The following is a 17,653-nucleotide window of genomic DNA, read 5'->3' on the forward strand; positions in this document are numbered from 1 at the left end:
AGGGGCAACTGCCGTGCGCATCACCGGAATCAGCACACACGTGGTCGGGACGCCGTGGCGCAACCTGACCTACGTCCAGGTGCACACCGACGAAGGGCTGACCGGAGTCGGCGAGACCCGGATGCTGGGCCACACCGACGCGCTGATCGGCTATCTGCGGGAGGCCGAGGCCAACCACATTCTCGGTTCGGACCCGTTCGCTGTCGAGGACCTCGTACGCCGCATGAAGTACGGCGACTACGGCCGCGCGGGCGAGATCGTGATGTCCGGTATCGCCGTGATCGAGATGGCCTGCTGGGACATCAAGGGCAAGGCCCTCGGGGTGCCGGTCTGGCAGCTGCTCGGCGGCAAGGTCACCGACAAGGTGAAGGCGTACGCCAACGGCTGGTACACGACGGAGCGGACTCCGGAGGCGTACCACAAGGCCGCCCAGGGGGTCATGGAGCGCGGGTACCGGGCGTTGAAGATCGACCCCTTCGGCACCGGGCACTTCGAGCTCGACCACGAGCAGACCCTCTACGCCGTGTCCCTCATCGAGGCCGTGCGGGACGCCATCGGCCCCGACGCCGAGCTGATGCTGGAGATGCACGGCCGCTTCTCCCCCGCCACCGCCGTACGGCTCGCGCACGAGCTCGCCCCCTTCAAGCCGGCCTGGCTGGAGGAGCCCTGCCCGCCGGAGAACCTGAAGGCGCTGGAGAAGGTCGCCGCCAAGGTCGACATCCCGGTCGCCACCGGCGAGCGCATCCACGACCGCATCGAGTTCCGCGAGCTCTTCGAGAGCCAGGCCGCCGACATCATCCAGCCCGACGTCGGTCACATCGGCGGTATCTGGGAGACGCGGAAGCTGGCCGCCACCGCCGAGACCCACTACGTGCTCGTCGCCCCGCACAACGTCGGCGGCTCGGTCCTCACGGCCGCCTCCCTCCAGGTCGGCTTCACCTCCCCGAACTTCAAGATCCTGGAGCACTTCAACGACTTCGCCGACGCGGAGATCAAGAAGGTCGTCAAGGGCGCGCCGCAGGTGAACCCGGAGGACGGCTGCTTCCACCTCTCCGACGCCCCCGGCCTCGGGGTGGAGTTCGACGCCGACGCCGCCGCCGAGTTCCCGCAGCAGCAGGCCCGCTTCGACCTGTGGGCCGAGGGCTGGGAGCAGCGCAGGCCGAAGGGCGCCGAGCAGTGAGCACCGCCGTCGTCATCGAGGCGCCCGGCGAGCACCGGCTCGCCGCGCACACACCGCGCGAGCCGGAGGCCGGTGAGGCGCTGGTACGGGTCCACGCGGTCGGCATCTGCGGCAGCGACCGCGAGGTGTACCAGGGCAACCGGCCCGAGGGGTACGTCCGTTACCCGCTCACGCCCGGCCATGAGTGGTCCGGGACGATCGCGGCGGTCGGCGCCGGGGTGCCCGGCTCGCTCGTCGGCCGCAAGGTCGTCGGCGAGGGCTTCCGCAACTGCCAGGTCTGCGACCGCTGTCACGCCGGTGAGACGACGCTGTGCGGCGCGGGCTACGAGGAGACCGGGTTCACCCAGCCCGGCGCCATGGCGGCCACCCTGACGCTCCCCGCCCGGCTGCTGCACGTCCTGCCGGACGACTGCGACCTGACCGCCGCCGCCCTTCTGGAGCCGGCCGCCTGTATCGCCGCCGCGGCGATCAAGGCGAACGCGCTGCCGGGTGAGCGGGTGGCCGTGGTGGGCACCGGGACACTCGGGATGTTCGCCGTCCAGTTCCTGAGGGCGGGTTCGCCGGGTGAGCTGCTGGTCGTGGGCACGCGACGCGACCGCGAGGCACTGTCGCGGCAGTACGGCGCCACGGACTTCCGCACCAAGGACCAGGAACTCCCCGACGACTTCGACGTCGTCATCGAGACCGCCGGGTCCGCGGACGCCGCGCGGGTCTCCGCCGCCCTGCTGCGGCGCGGTGGGCGGCTGGCCCTCACCGGGATCCCGGCGCCGGGCGCGCAGGGGCTGGACCCGACCGATCTCGTCGTACGGCAGCTGGAGGTGCACACCGTCTTCGGGGCGCCGCCGGACGCCTGGGCGCACACGGTGCGCGTGTTCGCGGCCGGGCTGCTCGATCCCCTGCCGCTGGTCACGCACGAGCTGCCGCTGACGGAGTTCCCGCAGGCGATCGAGCTCGTCGGATCCGGCGATCCGAAAGTGGGCAAGGTCCTGCTCCGTCCTTAGACGTACGCCGGTACGGGGGCAACCTGACGGTCCCCGTACCGGCGTACACCCAAGCCCCGCACGCCTTGAGCCGCGAACCTCGTCCGAAATTTCGAACCAGAAGGACAGCTTGTGACCGACGCTTCCGCAGCCCGCCGACCCGGTGAGCAGGTGCTCGCCGCCCTCGGCCTGGGTGCGCCCGACCTCTCCCCCGCCGACGCCTCGCCCCACACGTTCCCGGGCGGCGGCCGCTGGCGCACCGAGATCCCCTCGTGCGAGGGTCCCGAAGCGCTCGGCGTCGTCCTCAAGGAAGCCTCGCTGCTGGACGTGCCGATCCACCGGATCAGCCAGGGCAGCGGCGTGTGGATGCTCACCGACGCCGAGATCGCCGAGATGGTCGACGCGACGAACGAACGCGACATCGAGCTCTGCCTGTTCACCGGCCCGCGCGGCACCTGGGACATCGGCGGCTCCACGCGCACCGACTCACGGGGTGCCGGACTGCGCGCCCGCGGCCACGACGCCGTCGCCGGCTGTGTCGAGGACGCCGTACGGGCCACGGAGCTGGGCGTGAAGTGCCTGCTCGTCGCCGACGAGGGGGTGCTGTGGACACTGCACCGGGCCCGCCTGGCAGGCCTCATTCCGGCCGACACGACGCTCAAGGTGAGCGCGCTGATAGGCCCGGTCAACCCGGCCGCCTACGCGCTCCACGAGAACCTCGGCGCCGACTCGATCAACGTGCCGAGCGATCTCACCCTCGATCACCTCACCGAGATTCGGCGGGTCTCCGCCGCCCCCATGGACATGTACATCGAGGCCCCCGACGACCTCGGCGGCTATGTCCGGATGTACGAGGTCGCCGAGCTGATCCGGCGCGGCGCACCGATCTATCTGAAGTTCGGGCTCTCCAAGGCCCCCGGCATCTACCCCTACGGACACCACATGCGGGACCTGACGCTGGCCACCGCCCGGGAACGCGTACGGCGCGGCCGGCTGGCACTGGACCTGCTCGCACGGCACGGAGCTGACGGCGACATGGCGCCTCTCGGTTCACGGCTGCCCGGGACGCTGAAGCGATTCGAAACTCCCGCATAACGTTCCGGACAAACCCCCTTCACAGAAGAAGACGCAGTCGAACACAATCCCACACACCCTCGGTCTACTCTCACCGCTACCCGAACAGCCCTCGACACGCGTCCTCGCAATCGCCCAGACCGAGCCCTGCTCACCCACATCAAGGATGATGATCATGCGTACACGCAGAGCCGCACTCGCCGCCATAGCCTCCGCCGCGTCCCTCGCGCTGACCCTGACCGCCTGCGGCCAGAGCGGCGAGGGCGGCTCCAAGGAGGACTCGGGCAGCTCCGAGGGCGCCACCATCGGCATCGCGATGCCGACCAAGTCCTCCGAGCGCTGGATCGCCGACGGCAACAACGTGGTCAAGGACCTTCAGTCCAAGGGCTACAAGACCAAGCTGGTCTACGGCGAGGACGACCCCGACCAGCAGGTCTCGCAGATCGAGAACCTGATCACCCAGGGCGTCAAGGCGCTGATCGTCGCGGCCATCGACAACAAGTCGATGAACAACGTCCTCCAGCAGGCCAAGGACGCGAACATCCCGGTCATCTCCTACGACCGCCTGATCCTCGGCACCGAGAACGTCGACTACTACGCGTCGTTCGACAACGAGAAGGTCGGCGAGCTCCAGGCCACCTACATGGTCGAGAAGCTCGGTCTGAAGGACGGCTCCAAGAAGGGCCCGTTCAACATCGAGCTGTTCGCCGGCTCCAACGACGACAACAACACCCGCTACTTCTTCGGCGGGGCGATGAAGGTCCTGCAGCCCTACATCGACAAGAAGCAGCTCGTCGTCCGCTCCGGCCAGACCAAGCTGACCCAGGTCACCACCCTGCGCTGGGACGGCGGCACCGCCCAGAAGCGCATGGACGACATCCTGACCTCGGCCTACAAGAGCGAGCGCGTCGACGCGGTCCTCTCGCCGTACGACGGCATCTCCATCGGCATCCTCTCGGCGCTGAAGTCGGACGACTACGGCTCCAAGAGCAAGCCGCTGCCGGTCGTCACCGGTCAGGACGCCGAGGTCGCCTCGGTGAAGTCGATCATCGCCGACGAGCAGTCGATGACCGTCTACAAGGACACCCGCGAGCTCGCCAAGGTCGCCTCGGGCATGGTCGACGCCCTGCTCAACGACAAGAAGCCCGAGGTCAACGACACCAAGACCTACGACAACGGATCGAAGGTCGTCCCGGCGTTCCTGCTGGAGCCGGTCGCGGTCGACAAGACCAACTACCAGAAGGAGGTCGTCGACTCCGGCTACATCAAGGAAAGCGACCTCAAGTAACCGCCGGCCCACTCTGATTGGAAGGCACGACCATGGCGGGACCCGTCCTGGAAATGCGCTCGATCGTCAAGACCTTTCCCGGCGTCAAGGCGCTGTCGGACGTCACGCTGACCGTCCGGCAGGGCGAGGTCCACGCCATCTGCGGGGAGAACGGCGCCGGTAAGTCGACCCTGATGAAGGTCCTCTCCGGCGTCCACCCGCACGGCACCTACGAGGGGGACATCCTCTTCGAGGGCGAGGTCTGCGAGTTCAAGGACATCCGGGCGAGCGAGCACCGCGGCATCGTCATCATCCACCAGGAGCTGGCGCTGTCGCCGTTCCTCTCCCTCGCGGAGAACATCTTCCTCGGCAACGAGCACGCCAAGGGCGGGTTCATCGACTGGCGGGAGACCCTGCGGCACGCCACGGAACTGCTGCGCCGGGTCGGTCTCTCCGACCACCCGGACACCCGCGTCGCCGACATCGGCGTGGGCAAGCAGCAGCTGGTGGAGATCGCGAAGGCGCTGTCGAAGAAGGTGAAGCTGCTCATCCTGGACGAGCCGACCGCGGCTCTGAACGACGAGGACAGCGGCAAACTCCTGGATCTGATCCTGGAGTTGAAGAAGCAGGGCATCACCTCGATCATCATCTCCCACAAGCTCAACGAGATCCGCAGGGTCGCCGACTCGGTGACCATCCTCCGCGACGGCAAGACCATCGAGACCCTCGATGTGAAGGCCCCGGAGACCACAGAGGACCGGATCATCAGCGGCATGGTCGGCCGGGACCTGGAGCACCGCTTCCCCGACCGCACGCCGCACGAGCCGGAGGCGGGCGCCGCTCCCGCCCTGGAGATCCGCAACTGGACCGTGCACCACCCGATCGACCAGCAGCGCAAGGTCGTCGACGACGTGTCGATCCAGGTGCGGCGCGGCGAGATCGTCGGTATCGCGGGCCTGATGGGCGCCGGCCGCACCGAGCTGGCGATGAGCGTCTTCGGGCGGACCTACGGCCGCTACCACGGCGGCACGGTCCTCAAGGACGGCCAGGAGATCCGTACGAAGACCGTCCCCGAGGCGGTCAGGAACGGCATCGCCTACGTCACCGAGGACCGCAAGCACTACGGCCTGAACCTCATCGACACCATCAACCGCAACATCTCGCTCAGCGCGCTGGGCAAGGTCGCCAAGCGGGGCGTGGTCGACGAGCACGGGGAGCGGCAGGTCGCCGAGGGCTTCCGCAAGTCCATGAACATCAAGGCGCCGACCGTCTTCGAGCCGGTGGGCAAGCTGTCCGGCGGCAACCAGCAGAAGGTCGTCCTGAGCAAGTGGATCTTCGCGGGCCCGGACGTCCTGATCCTGGACGAGCCCACGCGCGGCATCGACGTCGGTGCCAAGTACGAGATCTACACGGTCATCGACCAGCTGGCCGCCCAGGGCAAGGCGGTCGTCTTCATCTCCTCCGAGCTGCCGGAGCTGCTCGGCATGTGTGACCGCATCTACACGATGGCCGCGGGGCGGCTGACCGGTGAGTTCTCGCGGGCCGAGGCCTCGCAGGAATCGCTGATGCGTCAGATGACAAAGGACAAAGAGGTAACCCGATGAGCACGGATGTGACCGCCAAGAGCCCGGCCCCCGCGCCGCCGGGGAAGAGCGGAGGGGCCGCGGGCGGCGGCCTGCTCCAGCTGGTGATGGACGGCATGCGCCGCAACATGCGGCAGTACGGCATGCTGTTCGCCCTCGGCCTGATAGTGGTGCTGTTCGCCGTGTGGACCAACGGCGACCTGCTGCTGCCGCGCAACGTCTCCAACCTGGTGCTGCAGAACAGCTACATCCTGATCCTCGCGATCGGGATGATGCTGGTGATCATCGCGGGCCACATCGATCTGTCGGTGGGATCACTGACGGCGTTCATCGGCTCGATGGCCGCCGTGTTCATGGTCAAGAACGATCTGCCCTGGCCCGTCGCGGTCATCCTCTGCCTCGCCATGGGCGCGCTGGCCGGCGCGGCACAAGGGTTCTTCATCGCGTACGGCGGCATACCCTCGTTCATCGTGACCCTCGCGGGCATGCTGATCTTCCGCGGTCTCACCGAGATCTTCCTGGAAGGGCAGACCCTCGGCCCGTTCCCGGAGGGCCTGCAGAAGGTCGCCAACGGCTTCCTGCCCGAGGTCGGTCCGAACACGAACTACCACAACCTCACGCTGCTGCTCGGCTTCGCGATGATCGCGTTCGTGGTCTTCCAGGAGTTCCGTGACCGCCGCCGCCAGCAGGAGTTCCACCTCGACGTCCCGCCGTTCAACCTCTTCCTGCTGAAGCTGGTGGCGCTGGGCGCGGCCATCCTCACCCTCACCCTGCTGCTGGCCAGCTACAAGGGCGCCCCGATCGTGCTGCTCATCCTGGGTGTGCTGCTCGTCGGCTTCGGCTACGTCATGCGCAACGCGATCATCGGCCGCCACATCTACGCGATCGGCGGCAACCTGCCCGCGGCCAAGCTGTCGGGTGTGAAGGACAAGAAGGTCACCTTCCTGGTCTTCCTGAACATGGGCATGCTCGCGGCCCTGGCGGGTCTGGTCTTCGCCGCCCGCTTCAACGCGGCCTCTCCCAAGGCCGGCCTCAACTTCGAGCTGGAGGCCATCGCGGCCTCGTTCATCGGCGGCGCGTCGATGAGCGGCGGCGTCGGCACGGTCCTCGGCGCGATCATCGGCGGCCTGGTCCTGGGCGTGCTGAACAACGGCATGAACCTCGTCGGCATCGGCACCGACTGGCAGCAGGTCATCAAGGGCCTGGTGCTCCTGGCGGCGGTCGGATTCGACGTGTGGAACAAGCGCAAGGTCGGTTCGTAGGTCCAAAGGGCCCCGCCGAAAGGCGGGGCCCTTCCACTTCCAGTTCAACTTCCTGAGCAGGAGCCGCACATGGACATGAGCAGACGTACGGTCATAGCCGGCGCCGCGGCGGCGGGGATCACCGCCGCGACCATCGGCAGCGCGCACGCCACAAGAGGCCGGACGCCGGTGAAGTCGCTCTTCGGCAAGCTCGCCGACGGCACCAAGGTGTACAGCTGGTCGCTGGCCAACGGCGGCACGCGGATGAAGGTCCTCTCCTACGGCGGCGTCGTGCAGTCCCTGGAGATCCCGGACCGGCGCGGCCACTACGCCAACGTCTCCCTCGGCTTCGACAACATCGAGGACTACGTCGCCTCCAGCCCGTACTTCGGGGCGCTGATCGGCCGGTACGGCAACCGGATCGGCAAGGGGCAGTTCACCCTCGACGGCAAGGCGTACCAGGTCAACGTCAACGACGGCGCGAACAGCCTGCACGGCGGCGCCAAGGGCTTCGACAAGCGGGTGTGGGACGTCGAGCCGTTCACCAAGGGCTCCGACGTCGGCCTGCACCTGTACTACACGTCCGTCGACGGCGAGATGGGCTACCCGGGCACGCTCAAGGTGAAGGTGACGTACACCCTCACCAAGTACGGCGACTGGCGTATCGACTACGCGGCCACCACCGACAAGGCCACCGTCGTCAACCTCACCAGCCACGTCTACTGGAACCTCGCGGGCGAGGGCAGCGGCACGATCGAGAACCACGAGCTGAAGATCGACGCCTCCCGCTACACCCCCGTCGACTCGGGCCTCATCCCCACCGGTGAGCTGGCCCCCGTCGCGGGCACCCCCTTCGACTTCCGCCGCAGCAAGCGCATCGGCGAGGACCTGCGCGAGGCACACCAGCAGCTGCTGTACGGCAAGGGCATCGACCACAACTGGGTGCTCGACAAGGGCATCTCGCCGCGCCCCGAGTGGATCGCCACCCTGAAGGACCCCTCCTCGGGCCGCACCCTGCGGATGGCGTCCACCGAGCCGGGCCTGCAGTTCTACTCCGGCAACTTCCTTGACGGCACGCTCGTCGGCACGGGCGGCAAGGTCTATCGGCAGGGGGACGCGCTGTGCCTGGAGACGCAGCATTTCCCGGACTCGCCGAACAAGCCGTCGTTCCCGTCGACGGTGCTGCGACCCGGTCAGACGTACCGGTCGACGACGGTCCACTCGTTCAGCAGGTAAGTCCCATACGACGGTTCTTCACAGGTGGCACACAAGTTCTCAGCGGTTTCTCAGTTGTTGAACAGCGCCACCCCAGTCTCCGTATGTAAGGGCGGCCCGTGCTCCCCCGCGCGGGCCACCCAAAGACGACGGGCCCGGTCGTCCCCACCGGGCCCGCCCCATACGGAGGTTCCATGGCCGACAACGTCACCTCGCTGTTCCGCAGCACCGCGGCACACAGCCCGTCGATGGCGGCGCTGACGCGTGAGGGCGGCGACGGGGCCGGTCCGGTGGACTTCTGCATTCCCTGCAATCCGTACTTCCCCACCCCCGAGATGTTCCAGGACATGGCGGGGAAGCTGCGGGACATCATCACCTTCTACCCGAGCAGCGCCGACACGATCACGGCCGAACTGTGCAGCCTGCTCCAGCTTCCGCCGCAGTGCGTGGCGATGGGCAACGGCTCCACCGAGCTGATCACCTGGATCGACCACCTGATGGTCCGGGAGTCCCTCGCCATCCCCGTCCCCACGTTCGGCCGCTGGACCGACCAGCCCATGGAGACCGGCAAGCGCGTCGACATGTTCCCGCTCCAGGAGTCCAGCGGCTTCGCGCTCGACCTCGCCCAGTACGCCGAGTTCATCCGGGCCAGGGGGACCCGGGTGGCGGTCATCTGCAACCCCAACAACCCCGACGGCGGCTACCTCCACAAGCACGCGCTCGTGCAGTTCATGGACGCCATGGCCGACCTCGACCTGGTCATCATCGACGAGTCGTTCCTGGAGTTCGCCGACGCCGAGCAGGAGCCGTCGGTGGTTCAGGAGGCGATGCTGCGCCCGAACGTGATCGTGCTGCGCAGCCTCGGCAAGAACTTCGGCCTGCACGGCATCCGCTTCGGCTACCTCGTCGCCAACCCGGCCCTGGCCGGCATGGTCCGTTCGATGCTGCCGAAGTGGAACCTCAACGCGTTCGCCGAGCACGTGGTGTTCATGCTGAAGAACCACGGCGCCGAGTACGCGCAGAGCCTGCACCAGGTGCGCCGGGACCGCCTCGACATGGCCAGCCACCTGGCCCAGCTGCCCGGCCTGACGGTCTACCCGTCGCAGGGCAACTTCCTCTTCGTGCGCCTCCCCGTGGGCGCCGAGGGCACCGTGGTCCGCGACCGGCTGCTCACCGAGCACCGGATCCTGGTCCGCGAGTGCGGCAACAAGATCGGTTCGTCCAGCCGCTTCCTGCGACTCGTGGTGCGCCCCCAGGTGGACGTGCGTCGCCTGGTGTCCGGCCTGGAGCAGGTGCTCTACGGGTCCAGGAGGGGAGCCGCCGTACCCGAGCTGGGTACAGGGACCAACTACAGCTCGGGTACGGCGGCCGTGGACCGGTTGGTCAGCTCCACCAACGGCGCCGGTACGCCGGGGCTTGCCGCGCAGGCCATGGCGGCGCCGATGCCCGCGGCGCCGCAGCCGCAGGCGGTGCCGCAGGGGGGCGGCATGCCGATGCCGGCGCCGGTTCCGGTGGCCCCGGCGGCGGCCGCGGCACCGGCTCCCGCTCCCGCTCCCGCTCCCATGCCCATGCCCGCGCCGGCACCCGTCCCCGCACCCGCCGCCCCGGCGCCGATGACGTTCCCGTCGCCCGTGGCACCGGCTGCGGCGGTGGTGCCGCCGAGCGGGCCCACGCCGCCGGGGGTACCGGCCCGTGGCGGACTTACGGCGGCGCAGGTGCGGGGTACTACGGGGCCGGGGTTGACCCCGGCGCCGGCCACCGGCTGGCCGAACAGCCAGAGCTGGCCGAATGCGGCAGGGATGCAGGCCGGGTAGCGCCTACTCGCCATACGGGTGCTGTGGGGGTGGCGAGTACTGCGCCGTCGTGGCTTGTCGCGCAGTTCCCCGCGCCCCTGAGGGCGTCGCAGATCTCGGGGTCAATAGGAGATCGGCCAACCGGTGCTCCAGCTCAACAAGTTGATGCCCAGCTTGGGCGTGCCGTTGTCGTTGCCGTCGTAGTAGTGGTAGACGATCAGGTCGCCGTCGACGTCGTTCATGATCGACTGACCGCCGGGGCCGATGACGCTGCCGTGGGATTCCAGGACCGGCGTCCCGCCGTTGTTCATCATCGGGACGCCGTTGCGGTCGTAATACGGCCCAGTGACGCTCGCGGCCCGCCCGACCTTCACCTTGTAGGTGCTGCCGGTGCCGGCGCAGCAGGTGTCGTAGGAGGCGAAGAGGTAGTAGTAGCCGCCCCGCTTGACGACGAAGGGGGCCTCGACGGCCTTGGTGCCGGTCGGGCGGGAGGCGAGCGAGTAGCGGGTGGTGTTGGAGGAGAGCTGCTTTCCGGTGGCGGGGTTGATCTGGATCATCTTGATCCCGGTCCACCAACTGCCGAAGGACAGCCACCACTTGCCGTCGTCGTCGACGAAGAGGTTCGGGTCGATGGCGTTGTAGTCGCTTGACGAGCCGGACGTGTAGACGGTGCCGTAGTCGGTCCAGCTCCCCGGCCGGCCGGTGGTGGAGCCGGCGAGGCCGATGGCGGACGTGTTCGAGCCGAACTTCGAGACGGAGTAGTACATCAGGTACTTCCCGCCGTGGAACGAGATGTCCGGCGCCCACGCCTCCGGGACGGAGGAGTACGCCGACCACCAGCCGGGGCGGCCGGCGAAGGCATCGCCGCCGTTTCTGAAGGCGGTGCGGTCGCCGGAGGTCTTGTGGGCGATGCCGCCGCCGGTGGCGTACAGCAGGTACTGGCCGGAGGCGGTGCGGATCATCGTCGGGTCGTGGGTGACGACATCGCCGGTGACCCGGCCGGGGTTGGGGTAGGCCGAGGCCGAGGAGGGGACGAGGGCGAGAAGCGTGGCGAGGGGGAGAGCGAGGAGGGTAGTGCGCTTGGTGCGGCTCATGCGGGTGGTCCTCCTTGCGGTGGGGGTGACAGGCTGACCGAAATATCGAACAGTGCTCGCAAGTTCGAACGGGACCGTAGAATCGAACCCCTTGCGCGTCAATGGGTCGCGCGAACACCGAGCAGCGACGGCCACCTGGACCGGCTTCCTCCCCTACGCGTGCGGGAGTTGATGGAACCGCAGCCTCTCGCCGAAGGTCTCCGGTCCCACGAGGTCGGGGTCGCTCGGGCCTGAACTCCACAGCTCCACCCGCAGGTCGGGCATGCCGTGCAGTTCTCGTAGGTCGAGCGTGCCCGGCGTGCCGCTCAGTCCCAGGGCCAGCCTTCTCAGGCCGGGGAAGACGCGGCGCAGCTCCCCCGTGTCCCGGTAGTCCCACAAGCCGGTGAGCATCAGCCGCTCGATGCGGGGGAGCGGGTCGACGGGCTGGAGTTCGCGGAGCGAGTCGATGCCCAGCGCGATTCTGGTGAGCTGGGGTGCGTTGCGCGCGGAGCGGAGGATCCAGAGCGGGTTCCGACAGTACCCCTCGACCGTCAGCGCCCGCAGACTCGGCCAAGTCTCCAGGTCTCCGAGCCATCCGACGTTCTCGATGCCCGCCTCCAGGTGGCGTACGCCGGGATGCGGGGCGATGCCTCCTTGGATGACGCCGGTCAGCCTCAGCGCCGTGAGGTGGAGGTCCCGCACGGCGGAGAAGTCCCGCAGGGCCGGGCAGTCCTGGAGTTCGAGGGCCCTCAGATCGGGTCGGCCGCGCAGGAAGTCCAGGGTTTCGATCGCCTCGTTGTCCCAGATCGCCAGCGATTCGAGGTGCTGGGGCGGGAGCTGGGCGTCCAGTTCCTCCGCCATGTACGAGCCGCGCACGGTGAGCTTGGTGACGGACCCCAGACGCGACAGTCGCAGGAACTGGGCAGGCTTGTCGACGAGGAGGTCGGGCAGGTGGGCGCCGTCCAGGACCTCGGCGGCGTAGTCCTCGACCGGATGCAGGTCCCAGGCCTTGGCGACCTCGCTGCGGACGGCCGGGTCCGGATGCGCCGCGCACTGCCGTAGCTTCTGCCGGGCCTTGGCGCTGCGTACACGGCCGAGGAGCCGTACGGTGTTCAGGGCCACTCGGTCGCGCAGTTCCTCCGCGTCGGGCAGCAGTCCAACGACCCAGTCGCCCAGGCCCGCGAGGTCCTCGATCTCCTCACGGTCCCGGGGCGGCAGAATGGAGCCGACCCGGTCCTTCACCATGTCCATCAGGCCGGAGTTCAGCGACTGGACGTTGAGCGCACACCGTGCGGCAAGGGCGTAGAGACGGTACAGCTCGGCGCGGTCCTCGGCGGCGTCCCCGCGGCCCAGGAGGTCGGTGACGAGATGGCCGGCGGCCGGACGGGAGGCGTGCCCGGCGGCCAGCACGATCACGTCCTGCCAGTTCTCGCTGAGGGCGTGCTGCGGGAGTTCCTCCAGGTAGCCGCTCTCGTGGAACTCCTTGGCCGCCAGGAAGTCCTGGAAGGTGCGGTGGATGAACTGGATGGCGTCGTCCGCCCGTTCCTGGAGCAGTCCGCTGCGGTCGAGCAGGAAGCGCAGAATCTTCTCGGGCGACCCGTGTTCCTGGACCTGTGGCATGTCCCGTATGGCCAGGGCCAGTTGGCGGACGGCCTGAGTATGTGTCAGCTGCTGGAGCCCCATGCGGACGAGCCAGATGGCCAGCCGCTGGAGGAGGGTGTGCTGCTCGTCGGAGTCCAGCCGGACGTGATCGGCGTTGCGTACGCCCCGGCCCGCGTCCCGGCCCCCGAGGAGCATGGCGAGCGCGGCTCGGTAGAGCTGCCAGCGTGTGGTGGGCAGCAGCCCTCGGCGACGGCGGTGCAGCGCGCAGATCACGGCGCACAGCAACGGGGTACGGGCGAGGTCGCGCAGCGCGGGGTTTCGCTCCAGGTGGTGGGCCAGATCCAGTTCCAGGGAGGTCAGAAGCTCGTGTTCATCGCGGCATTCCAGACGCGCCGCGTTGTGCCATGCCCGCACGAAGGTGCGGATGTCGTCGTCACTCATGGGCAGAAGGGTCAGCTCGGCGAAGCCGTCGCTCCTGAGCCACCGCTCCTCGACCGCGTTGGGGCGCACGGTGGCCAGACACCGGGTGCCGGGATACCGGTCCAGGAGCGCGCACAGCCACCGCCGGGCCTCCTCCCGCTCCTCCGCCGGAACCTCGTCCAGGCCGTCGACCAGGAGCAGTCCGCGCTGCGCTTCCAGTACCCGGCGAGCCCAGCCGTCGGGCTGACCGTCCGTGCTGACCCGTCCGGCGGACAGGAGCTCGGAAACCGTGGGAAAGCGTCCGCCGCGCGCGTGCACCTCGCGCAGCGGGACGACGAACGGGACCAGGCCGTTCAGTTCGGCGAGATCGTCGGTGAGCGTGCCGTTGGCGGCATGGGCGGCGAGCCACCACACGAGGGTCGTCTTGCCTGCGCCCGCCTCGCCGCGCAGCAGGGCGAGGGGGCGGTCGGTCAGCAGGTTCTCGATGCGCTGAGCTCTGTCCCAGGGCGGGCCGTGCCGACGCGGGCCGGGGAACGACGACGGGTAGACGGCGGCTTCGGCTCGCAGACTGAGATAGGCGGTGTCGAGGTCCCAGCGGGACTCGCTGCGGCCGAGTTCCTCGATGCCGAAGATCTCCGTCTTGCGGTACTGGGAACTCAGGTCCTTCGCATACCGGCTCTCGAAGGTCCCGTCCCGGGGGTCTACTTCCACGACCGTTTGCAGGTGACTGTGGAGGAACCCCATGGCGCCCTCCCGGATGATGCCCGTCATCGGCGCCGCCTCGATCCTGAGGTGGTGACGGCCCTGGGGCACCTGGGTCACCACGCCGAGCAGCACCGGCCCGGCGAAGACCGGAGCGCCGGAGAGCCCGCTCAGCGGTGAGTTCCGGTGCGCCCCCTCGTCGGCGGCCAGCTGGTCCAGCTGGCAGGTGAGGGCGCCCTTGATCCGTCCGGCCATGGGTAGCACGGTGACGCGGTACTGGTCGTACTCCAGGTCCTCGCCCAGCTCCCCATAGCGCTGGATCTCAGGAAAGCCGACGATCTGGCAGTGCGGGAGGGGAGAGTCGGTGCCGAGTTTGCCGAGCCGGAGACGGCCCATGGGCGCGGCGCTCTCGACGCTGATCACGTCATCGAGGGCGACCAGCACTGCGACATCGTATTTCTGGTTCGCCCAGGCGGTGTGGCAGGGCACCAGCTTGCCCGACGACGGGTGGACCACCTCGACGGTCTCGTGCGTCGCGACAACGTGGCAGGCCGTGAGCACTGTCCGCTGGTCCAGCAGCACACCGCTGCCCTGTCCGTTCCCCCACACCACGACGGCCCGTTGCAGGGCCTGCTCCCCGATCACCGCCCGTTGTCACCCTCGCCGAAGCGCCCGACGCTGCCCCGGTTCTCGCTGCGCACCTTCCACGGCTGCCCGGTCCGGGAGTCGAGCGCCTTCAGCGTCATGGCGACCCGATGCGTACGGGTCGAGCCCGCGCCGCCGTCGGCACCCGCCTCGACGACCCACGCCTTCACCTTCACTCCACCGGTGACGTCCTTGCGCAGCTCGACGCCGAACTCCAACTCGATGTCGCCCACTTCGAAGATCACATCCTGCCCGGACGAACGGGCCGCGGCGGTGATCAGTTCGTCCCGTACCGCCTGCACGGCGTCGGCCAGTTCAATCCGATGGTCCGTCATGTGCCCCACGCTAGAGAGCCGTTGGACCGTGCCGCCATCGGTTCGCCCGAAACCGGTCAGAGCGGTCGGCGCAGTCCCGTGACGAGGAGTTCGACGAGCCGGCGGGCGTCGTAGCGGGGGTCGCTGTCCGCACCGATGCAGAGGTTGCCGACGCCGCGCATGAGTTCGTAGGCCTCGATGCCGGAGCGGATCTCGCCGGCGGTGGCGGCTGCTTCGAGCAGGTCGGTGCAGACGGGGAGCAGGCGGTCGAGGAAGTAGGTGTGCAGGGTCTCGAAGCCCGCGCTGTCGGAGTGCAGCACAGCGGCGAGTCCATGCTTGGTGACCAGGAAGTCGACGAAGAGGTCGATCCACTGGCGGAGCGCGGCGTACGGGGAGTCGGCGGTGGCCAGCAGCCTAGGGCCGGCCTCGGCGCACGCCTCGATCTGGTGGCGGTAGACGGCGGTCACAAGGTCGGCCCGGGTCGGGAAGTGACGGTAGATCGTCCCCATCCCGACCCCCGCCTTGGCCGCGATCTGGCGGATCGGCGCGTCGACGCCCGAGGTGACGAAGACCTCGGCGGCCGCGGCGAGCAGCGTCTGCTGGTTGCGCTGCGCGTCGGCCCGCTTGTTTCGGGCCGGCGTCTTCCCGGCCGGCTTCTCGGTGGACATCAGGCATTCCTCTGGCGCCGTTGACAAAGCGGAACAGCGTTCCGGATACTAAATGGAGCAACGTTCCGGTTCAGGTTAGTCGAGCCGGGCGCCTTCGACCACCCTGCCCGCCCCGGAAGGGAAACGCGTCATGCCCGCATCCACACAGAACACCGCCATCGACCCGGCCGCACCCGTGCTGTCGTACGGCCCGGTGGTGCTGTCCGTTCCCGGACGCCCCGTCGACCTGCAGCTGCGCGTCACCGCGCCGGCGACCGGGACCGGCCTGCCCGTCATCCTTCTCTCGCACGGTCACGGCCCCTCGAACCATCTCTCCTCGCTGCACGGCTACGCACCGCTCGCCGACCGCTGGGCGGCGCGGGGCTTCGTCGTCGTCCAGCCCACCCACCTCAGCTCCAGGACCCTGAGCCACCTGGTCTCCGACGCCCCGGGGGCGCCGTTCTTCTGGCGCGCCCGCGCCGAGGACATGACGCACATCCTCGACCGGTTCGACGCGCTCGAGGCCGCCGTGCCGGGGCTGGCCGGACGCGTGGACCGCACCCGGGTCGCCGTCGCCGGGCACTCGCTCGGCGGCCACACCGCCGGCCTCCTGCTGGGCGCCCGCAACGCCGACCCCGACACGGGAGAAGCGGTGGACCTGCTCGAACCCCGCATCACCGCGGGCGTGCTGCTCGCGGCGCCCGGCCGGGGCGGCGGCGACGTCCTGAACGGCCCCATGGCGGAGGCCATTTCGTTCGTCCACTCGTCCGACTTCTCCACCATGACCACCCCCGCCCTGGTCGTCGCCGGCGACAAGGACGACTCCCGGCACTTCACGGACATCGGACCGGAGTGGCACACCGACCCCTACACGCTCGCCCCCGGCCCCAAGACCCTGCTCACCCTGTTCGGCGCCGAGCACGGACTCGGCGGGATCGCCGGATACGACGCCGCCGAGACCACCGACGAGAACCCCGCGCTCGTGGCCGCCCTCGGCCGACTCGTCCCGGCCTACCTCCGCACCCGGTTCGACCCCGCCGACCACGCCTGGCGCACGACGAGCGAGGCACTGCTCACCGGCCCGCACGCCGTCGGGCGAGCGGACTCCAAGTAGCGGTTCGACCGACCGTGCCGCGCCCGCTTCCCAGCGGGCGCGGCACGGCAGGTGCGCTCCTGCTACTTCTCCGGGCACTGCTTCCATGCGAGGTGGTACACCGTGCTGATGTCGCCGTCCGTCGAGTCCATGGTCATGAAGCTGACCTTGCTCGGCGAGGACGACCCGAGGTTCACCCTCAGCTCGGTGTTGATGTTGAAGTTGCGCTGAACTCCACAGGGCGCCCAGACCAGTTGGGCCCAGTCGGTCTCGTCGGTGGCCTGCCAGTTGTCGTTGAGGGGGCCGTTGAACGGGTGGTTGCGGAACTGCGTGTTCGGTGAGCCCTGGAAGTAGTACGAGGCTCTCTGTATGGCGTTCGCGCCGGGCTGGAGGGCGGCGAAGCCGCGGTAGTCGGCGCTGGCGATGGCGTAGGTGAAGCCGCCGGGGACGTGCACGACCAGGCTGAGCTGGCAGTTCTTACGGAACGCCGTGGGGTCGGAGTTGCCGCCGACCTGGGCGAGGTAGTCGCTGTACGTCACGGTGAACGCGGTGTTGTCCTCGGAGACCGCGACGGCCGTCGTGCCCTGGGGGCAGCCGGAGCCGTTCACGGTGGCGACCTTGATGACGATCTTGTCCGGCGGCGGGTCTTCGAACGCCGGCGACGCTTGCGCGGGCAACGCCCCGGTGAGCAGAGCGGCGAGCGCGCCGCCGCTCAGCAGCAGGCGCAGGAGTCCACGTGCCATGGATCTCTCCTTGGGGATGGGGGGTGGCTGCGCCTCCGGCCCGTTTCGGCCCCATCGCGTCTTCGTTGAATCCTTGAAGAA

Annotated in this window: 14 protein-coding genes; 9 read left to right on the forward strand and 5 right to left on the reverse strand. The window is 69.0% G+C overall.

Annotated features, from left to right (window positions below):
* The first annotated feature begins 13 nt into the window (after nucleotides 1-13).
* From ACFPQ9_RS23495 to ACFPQ9_RS23530, 8 genes are all read left to right on the forward strand, one after another.
* Nucleotides 14-1,180 carry a mandelate racemase/muconate lactonizing enzyme family protein gene (locus tag ACFPQ9_RS23495; RefSeq protein WP_380856509.1) on the forward strand — a complete coding sequence of 389 codons (1,167 nt, stop codon included), beginning with the start codon at nucleotides 14-16 and terminating at the stop codon, nucleotides 1,178-1,180.
* On the forward strand, nucleotides 1,177-2,181 hold the full coding sequence (locus ACFPQ9_RS23500; protein ID WP_380856512.1) for a zinc-dependent alcohol dehydrogenase: 1,005 nt from the start codon (nucleotides 1,177-1,179) through the stop codon (nucleotides 2,179-2,181). The genes ACFPQ9_RS23495 and ACFPQ9_RS23500 overlap by 4 nt, the downstream gene beginning before the upstream one ends.
* 111 nt (nucleotides 2,182-2,292) lie before the next feature.
* Nucleotides 2,293-3,255, forward strand: coding sequence for a glycosyltransferase family protein (locus tag ACFPQ9_RS23505; protein WP_380856515.1), 963 nt, complete (start codon nucleotides 2,293-2,295; stop codon nucleotides 3,253-3,255).
* A gap of 154 nt (nucleotides 3,256-3,409) precedes the next feature.
* Nucleotides 3,410-4,522: a multiple monosaccharide ABC transporter substrate-binding protein gene (gene chvE / locus ACFPQ9_RS23510; protein ID WP_380856518.1), complete on the forward strand. Its 1,113-nt coding sequence runs from the start codon at nucleotides 3,410-3,412 to the stop codon at nucleotides 4,520-4,522.
* 32 nt (nucleotides 4,523-4,554) lie between these two features.
* A complete protein-coding gene (gene mmsA / locus ACFPQ9_RS23515) occupies nucleotides 4,555-6,105 on the forward strand; it encodes a multiple monosaccharide ABC transporter ATP-binding protein (RefSeq protein WP_380856521.1) in 1,551 nt (516 codons plus the stop codon).
* Entirely contained in the window at nucleotides 6,102-7,346 is a 1,245-nt protein-coding gene (gene mmsB, locus ACFPQ9_RS23520; protein ID WP_380856524.1) for a multiple monosaccharide ABC transporter permease, read from the forward strand. Before mmsA ends, mmsB begins: the two co-directional genes overlap by 4 nt.
* A gap of 69 nt (nucleotides 7,347-7,415) precedes the next feature.
* On the forward strand, nucleotides 7,416-8,561 hold the full coding sequence (locus tag ACFPQ9_RS23525; RefSeq protein WP_380856527.1) for an aldose epimerase family protein: 1,146 nt from the start codon (nucleotides 7,416-7,418) through the stop codon (nucleotides 8,559-8,561).
* Between the two features lie 173 nt (nucleotides 8,562-8,734).
* Entirely contained in the window at nucleotides 8,735-10,354 is a 1,620-nt protein-coding gene (locus ACFPQ9_RS23530; protein ID WP_380856530.1) for a pyridoxal phosphate-dependent aminotransferase, read from the forward strand.
* A 101-nt stretch (nucleotides 10,355-10,455) separates the two neighbouring features.
* Here ACFPQ9_RS23530 and ACFPQ9_RS23535 read toward each other — a convergent pair whose 3' ends face one another.
* The 4 genes from ACFPQ9_RS23535 to ACFPQ9_RS23550 all read right to left on the reverse strand — a co-directional run bounded on the left by ACFPQ9_RS23535 (nucleotide 10,456) and on the right by ACFPQ9_RS23550 (nucleotide 15,757).
* Nucleotides 10,456-11,427: an arabinan endo-1,5-alpha-L-arabinosidase gene (locus ACFPQ9_RS23535; RefSeq protein WP_380856533.1), complete on the reverse strand. Its 972-nt coding sequence runs from the start codon at nucleotides 11,425-11,427 to the stop codon at nucleotides 10,456-10,458.
* 153 nt (nucleotides 11,428-11,580) lie between these two features.
* Complete coding sequence (locus ACFPQ9_RS23540) at nucleotides 11,581-14,775, reverse strand: NACHT domain-containing protein (RefSeq protein WP_380856536.1); 3,195 nt, start codon at nucleotides 14,773-14,775, stop codon at nucleotides 11,581-11,583.
* Nucleotides 14,772-15,110: a trypco2 family protein gene (locus ACFPQ9_RS23545; protein WP_380856539.1), complete on the reverse strand. Its 339-nt coding sequence runs from the start codon at nucleotides 15,108-15,110 to the stop codon at nucleotides 14,772-14,774. The genes ACFPQ9_RS23540 and ACFPQ9_RS23545 overlap by 4 nt, the downstream gene beginning before the upstream one ends.
* Before the next feature lie 56 nt (nucleotides 15,111-15,166).
* Complete coding sequence (locus ACFPQ9_RS23550) at nucleotides 15,167-15,757, reverse strand: TetR/AcrR family transcriptional regulator (protein WP_380856542.1); 591 nt, start codon at nucleotides 15,755-15,757, stop codon at nucleotides 15,167-15,169.
* Between the two features lie 130 nt (nucleotides 15,758-15,887).
* On the opposite strand from ACFPQ9_RS23550, the gene ACFPQ9_RS23555 reads away from it, so the two are divergent.
* Nucleotides 15,888-16,850 carry an alpha/beta hydrolase family protein gene (locus tag ACFPQ9_RS23555; RefSeq protein ID WP_380856545.1) on the forward strand — a complete coding sequence of 321 codons (963 nt, stop codon included), beginning with the start codon at nucleotides 15,888-15,890 and terminating at the stop codon, nucleotides 16,848-16,850.
* Between the two features lie 62 nt (nucleotides 16,851-16,912).
* On the opposite strand, the gene ACFPQ9_RS23560 is transcribed toward ACFPQ9_RS23555, so the two are convergent.
* Entirely contained in the window at nucleotides 16,913-17,572 is a 660-nt protein-coding gene (locus ACFPQ9_RS23560) for a DUF4360 domain-containing protein (RefSeq protein ID WP_380856548.1), read from the reverse strand.
* Nucleotides 17,573-17,653 lie beyond the last annotated feature (81 nt).

It is taken from the genome of Streptomyces coerulescens (genome assembly GCF_042657965.1).
Lineage (GTDB): Bacteria > Actinomycetota > Actinomycetes > Streptomycetales > Streptomycetaceae > Streptomyces > Streptomyces coerulescens.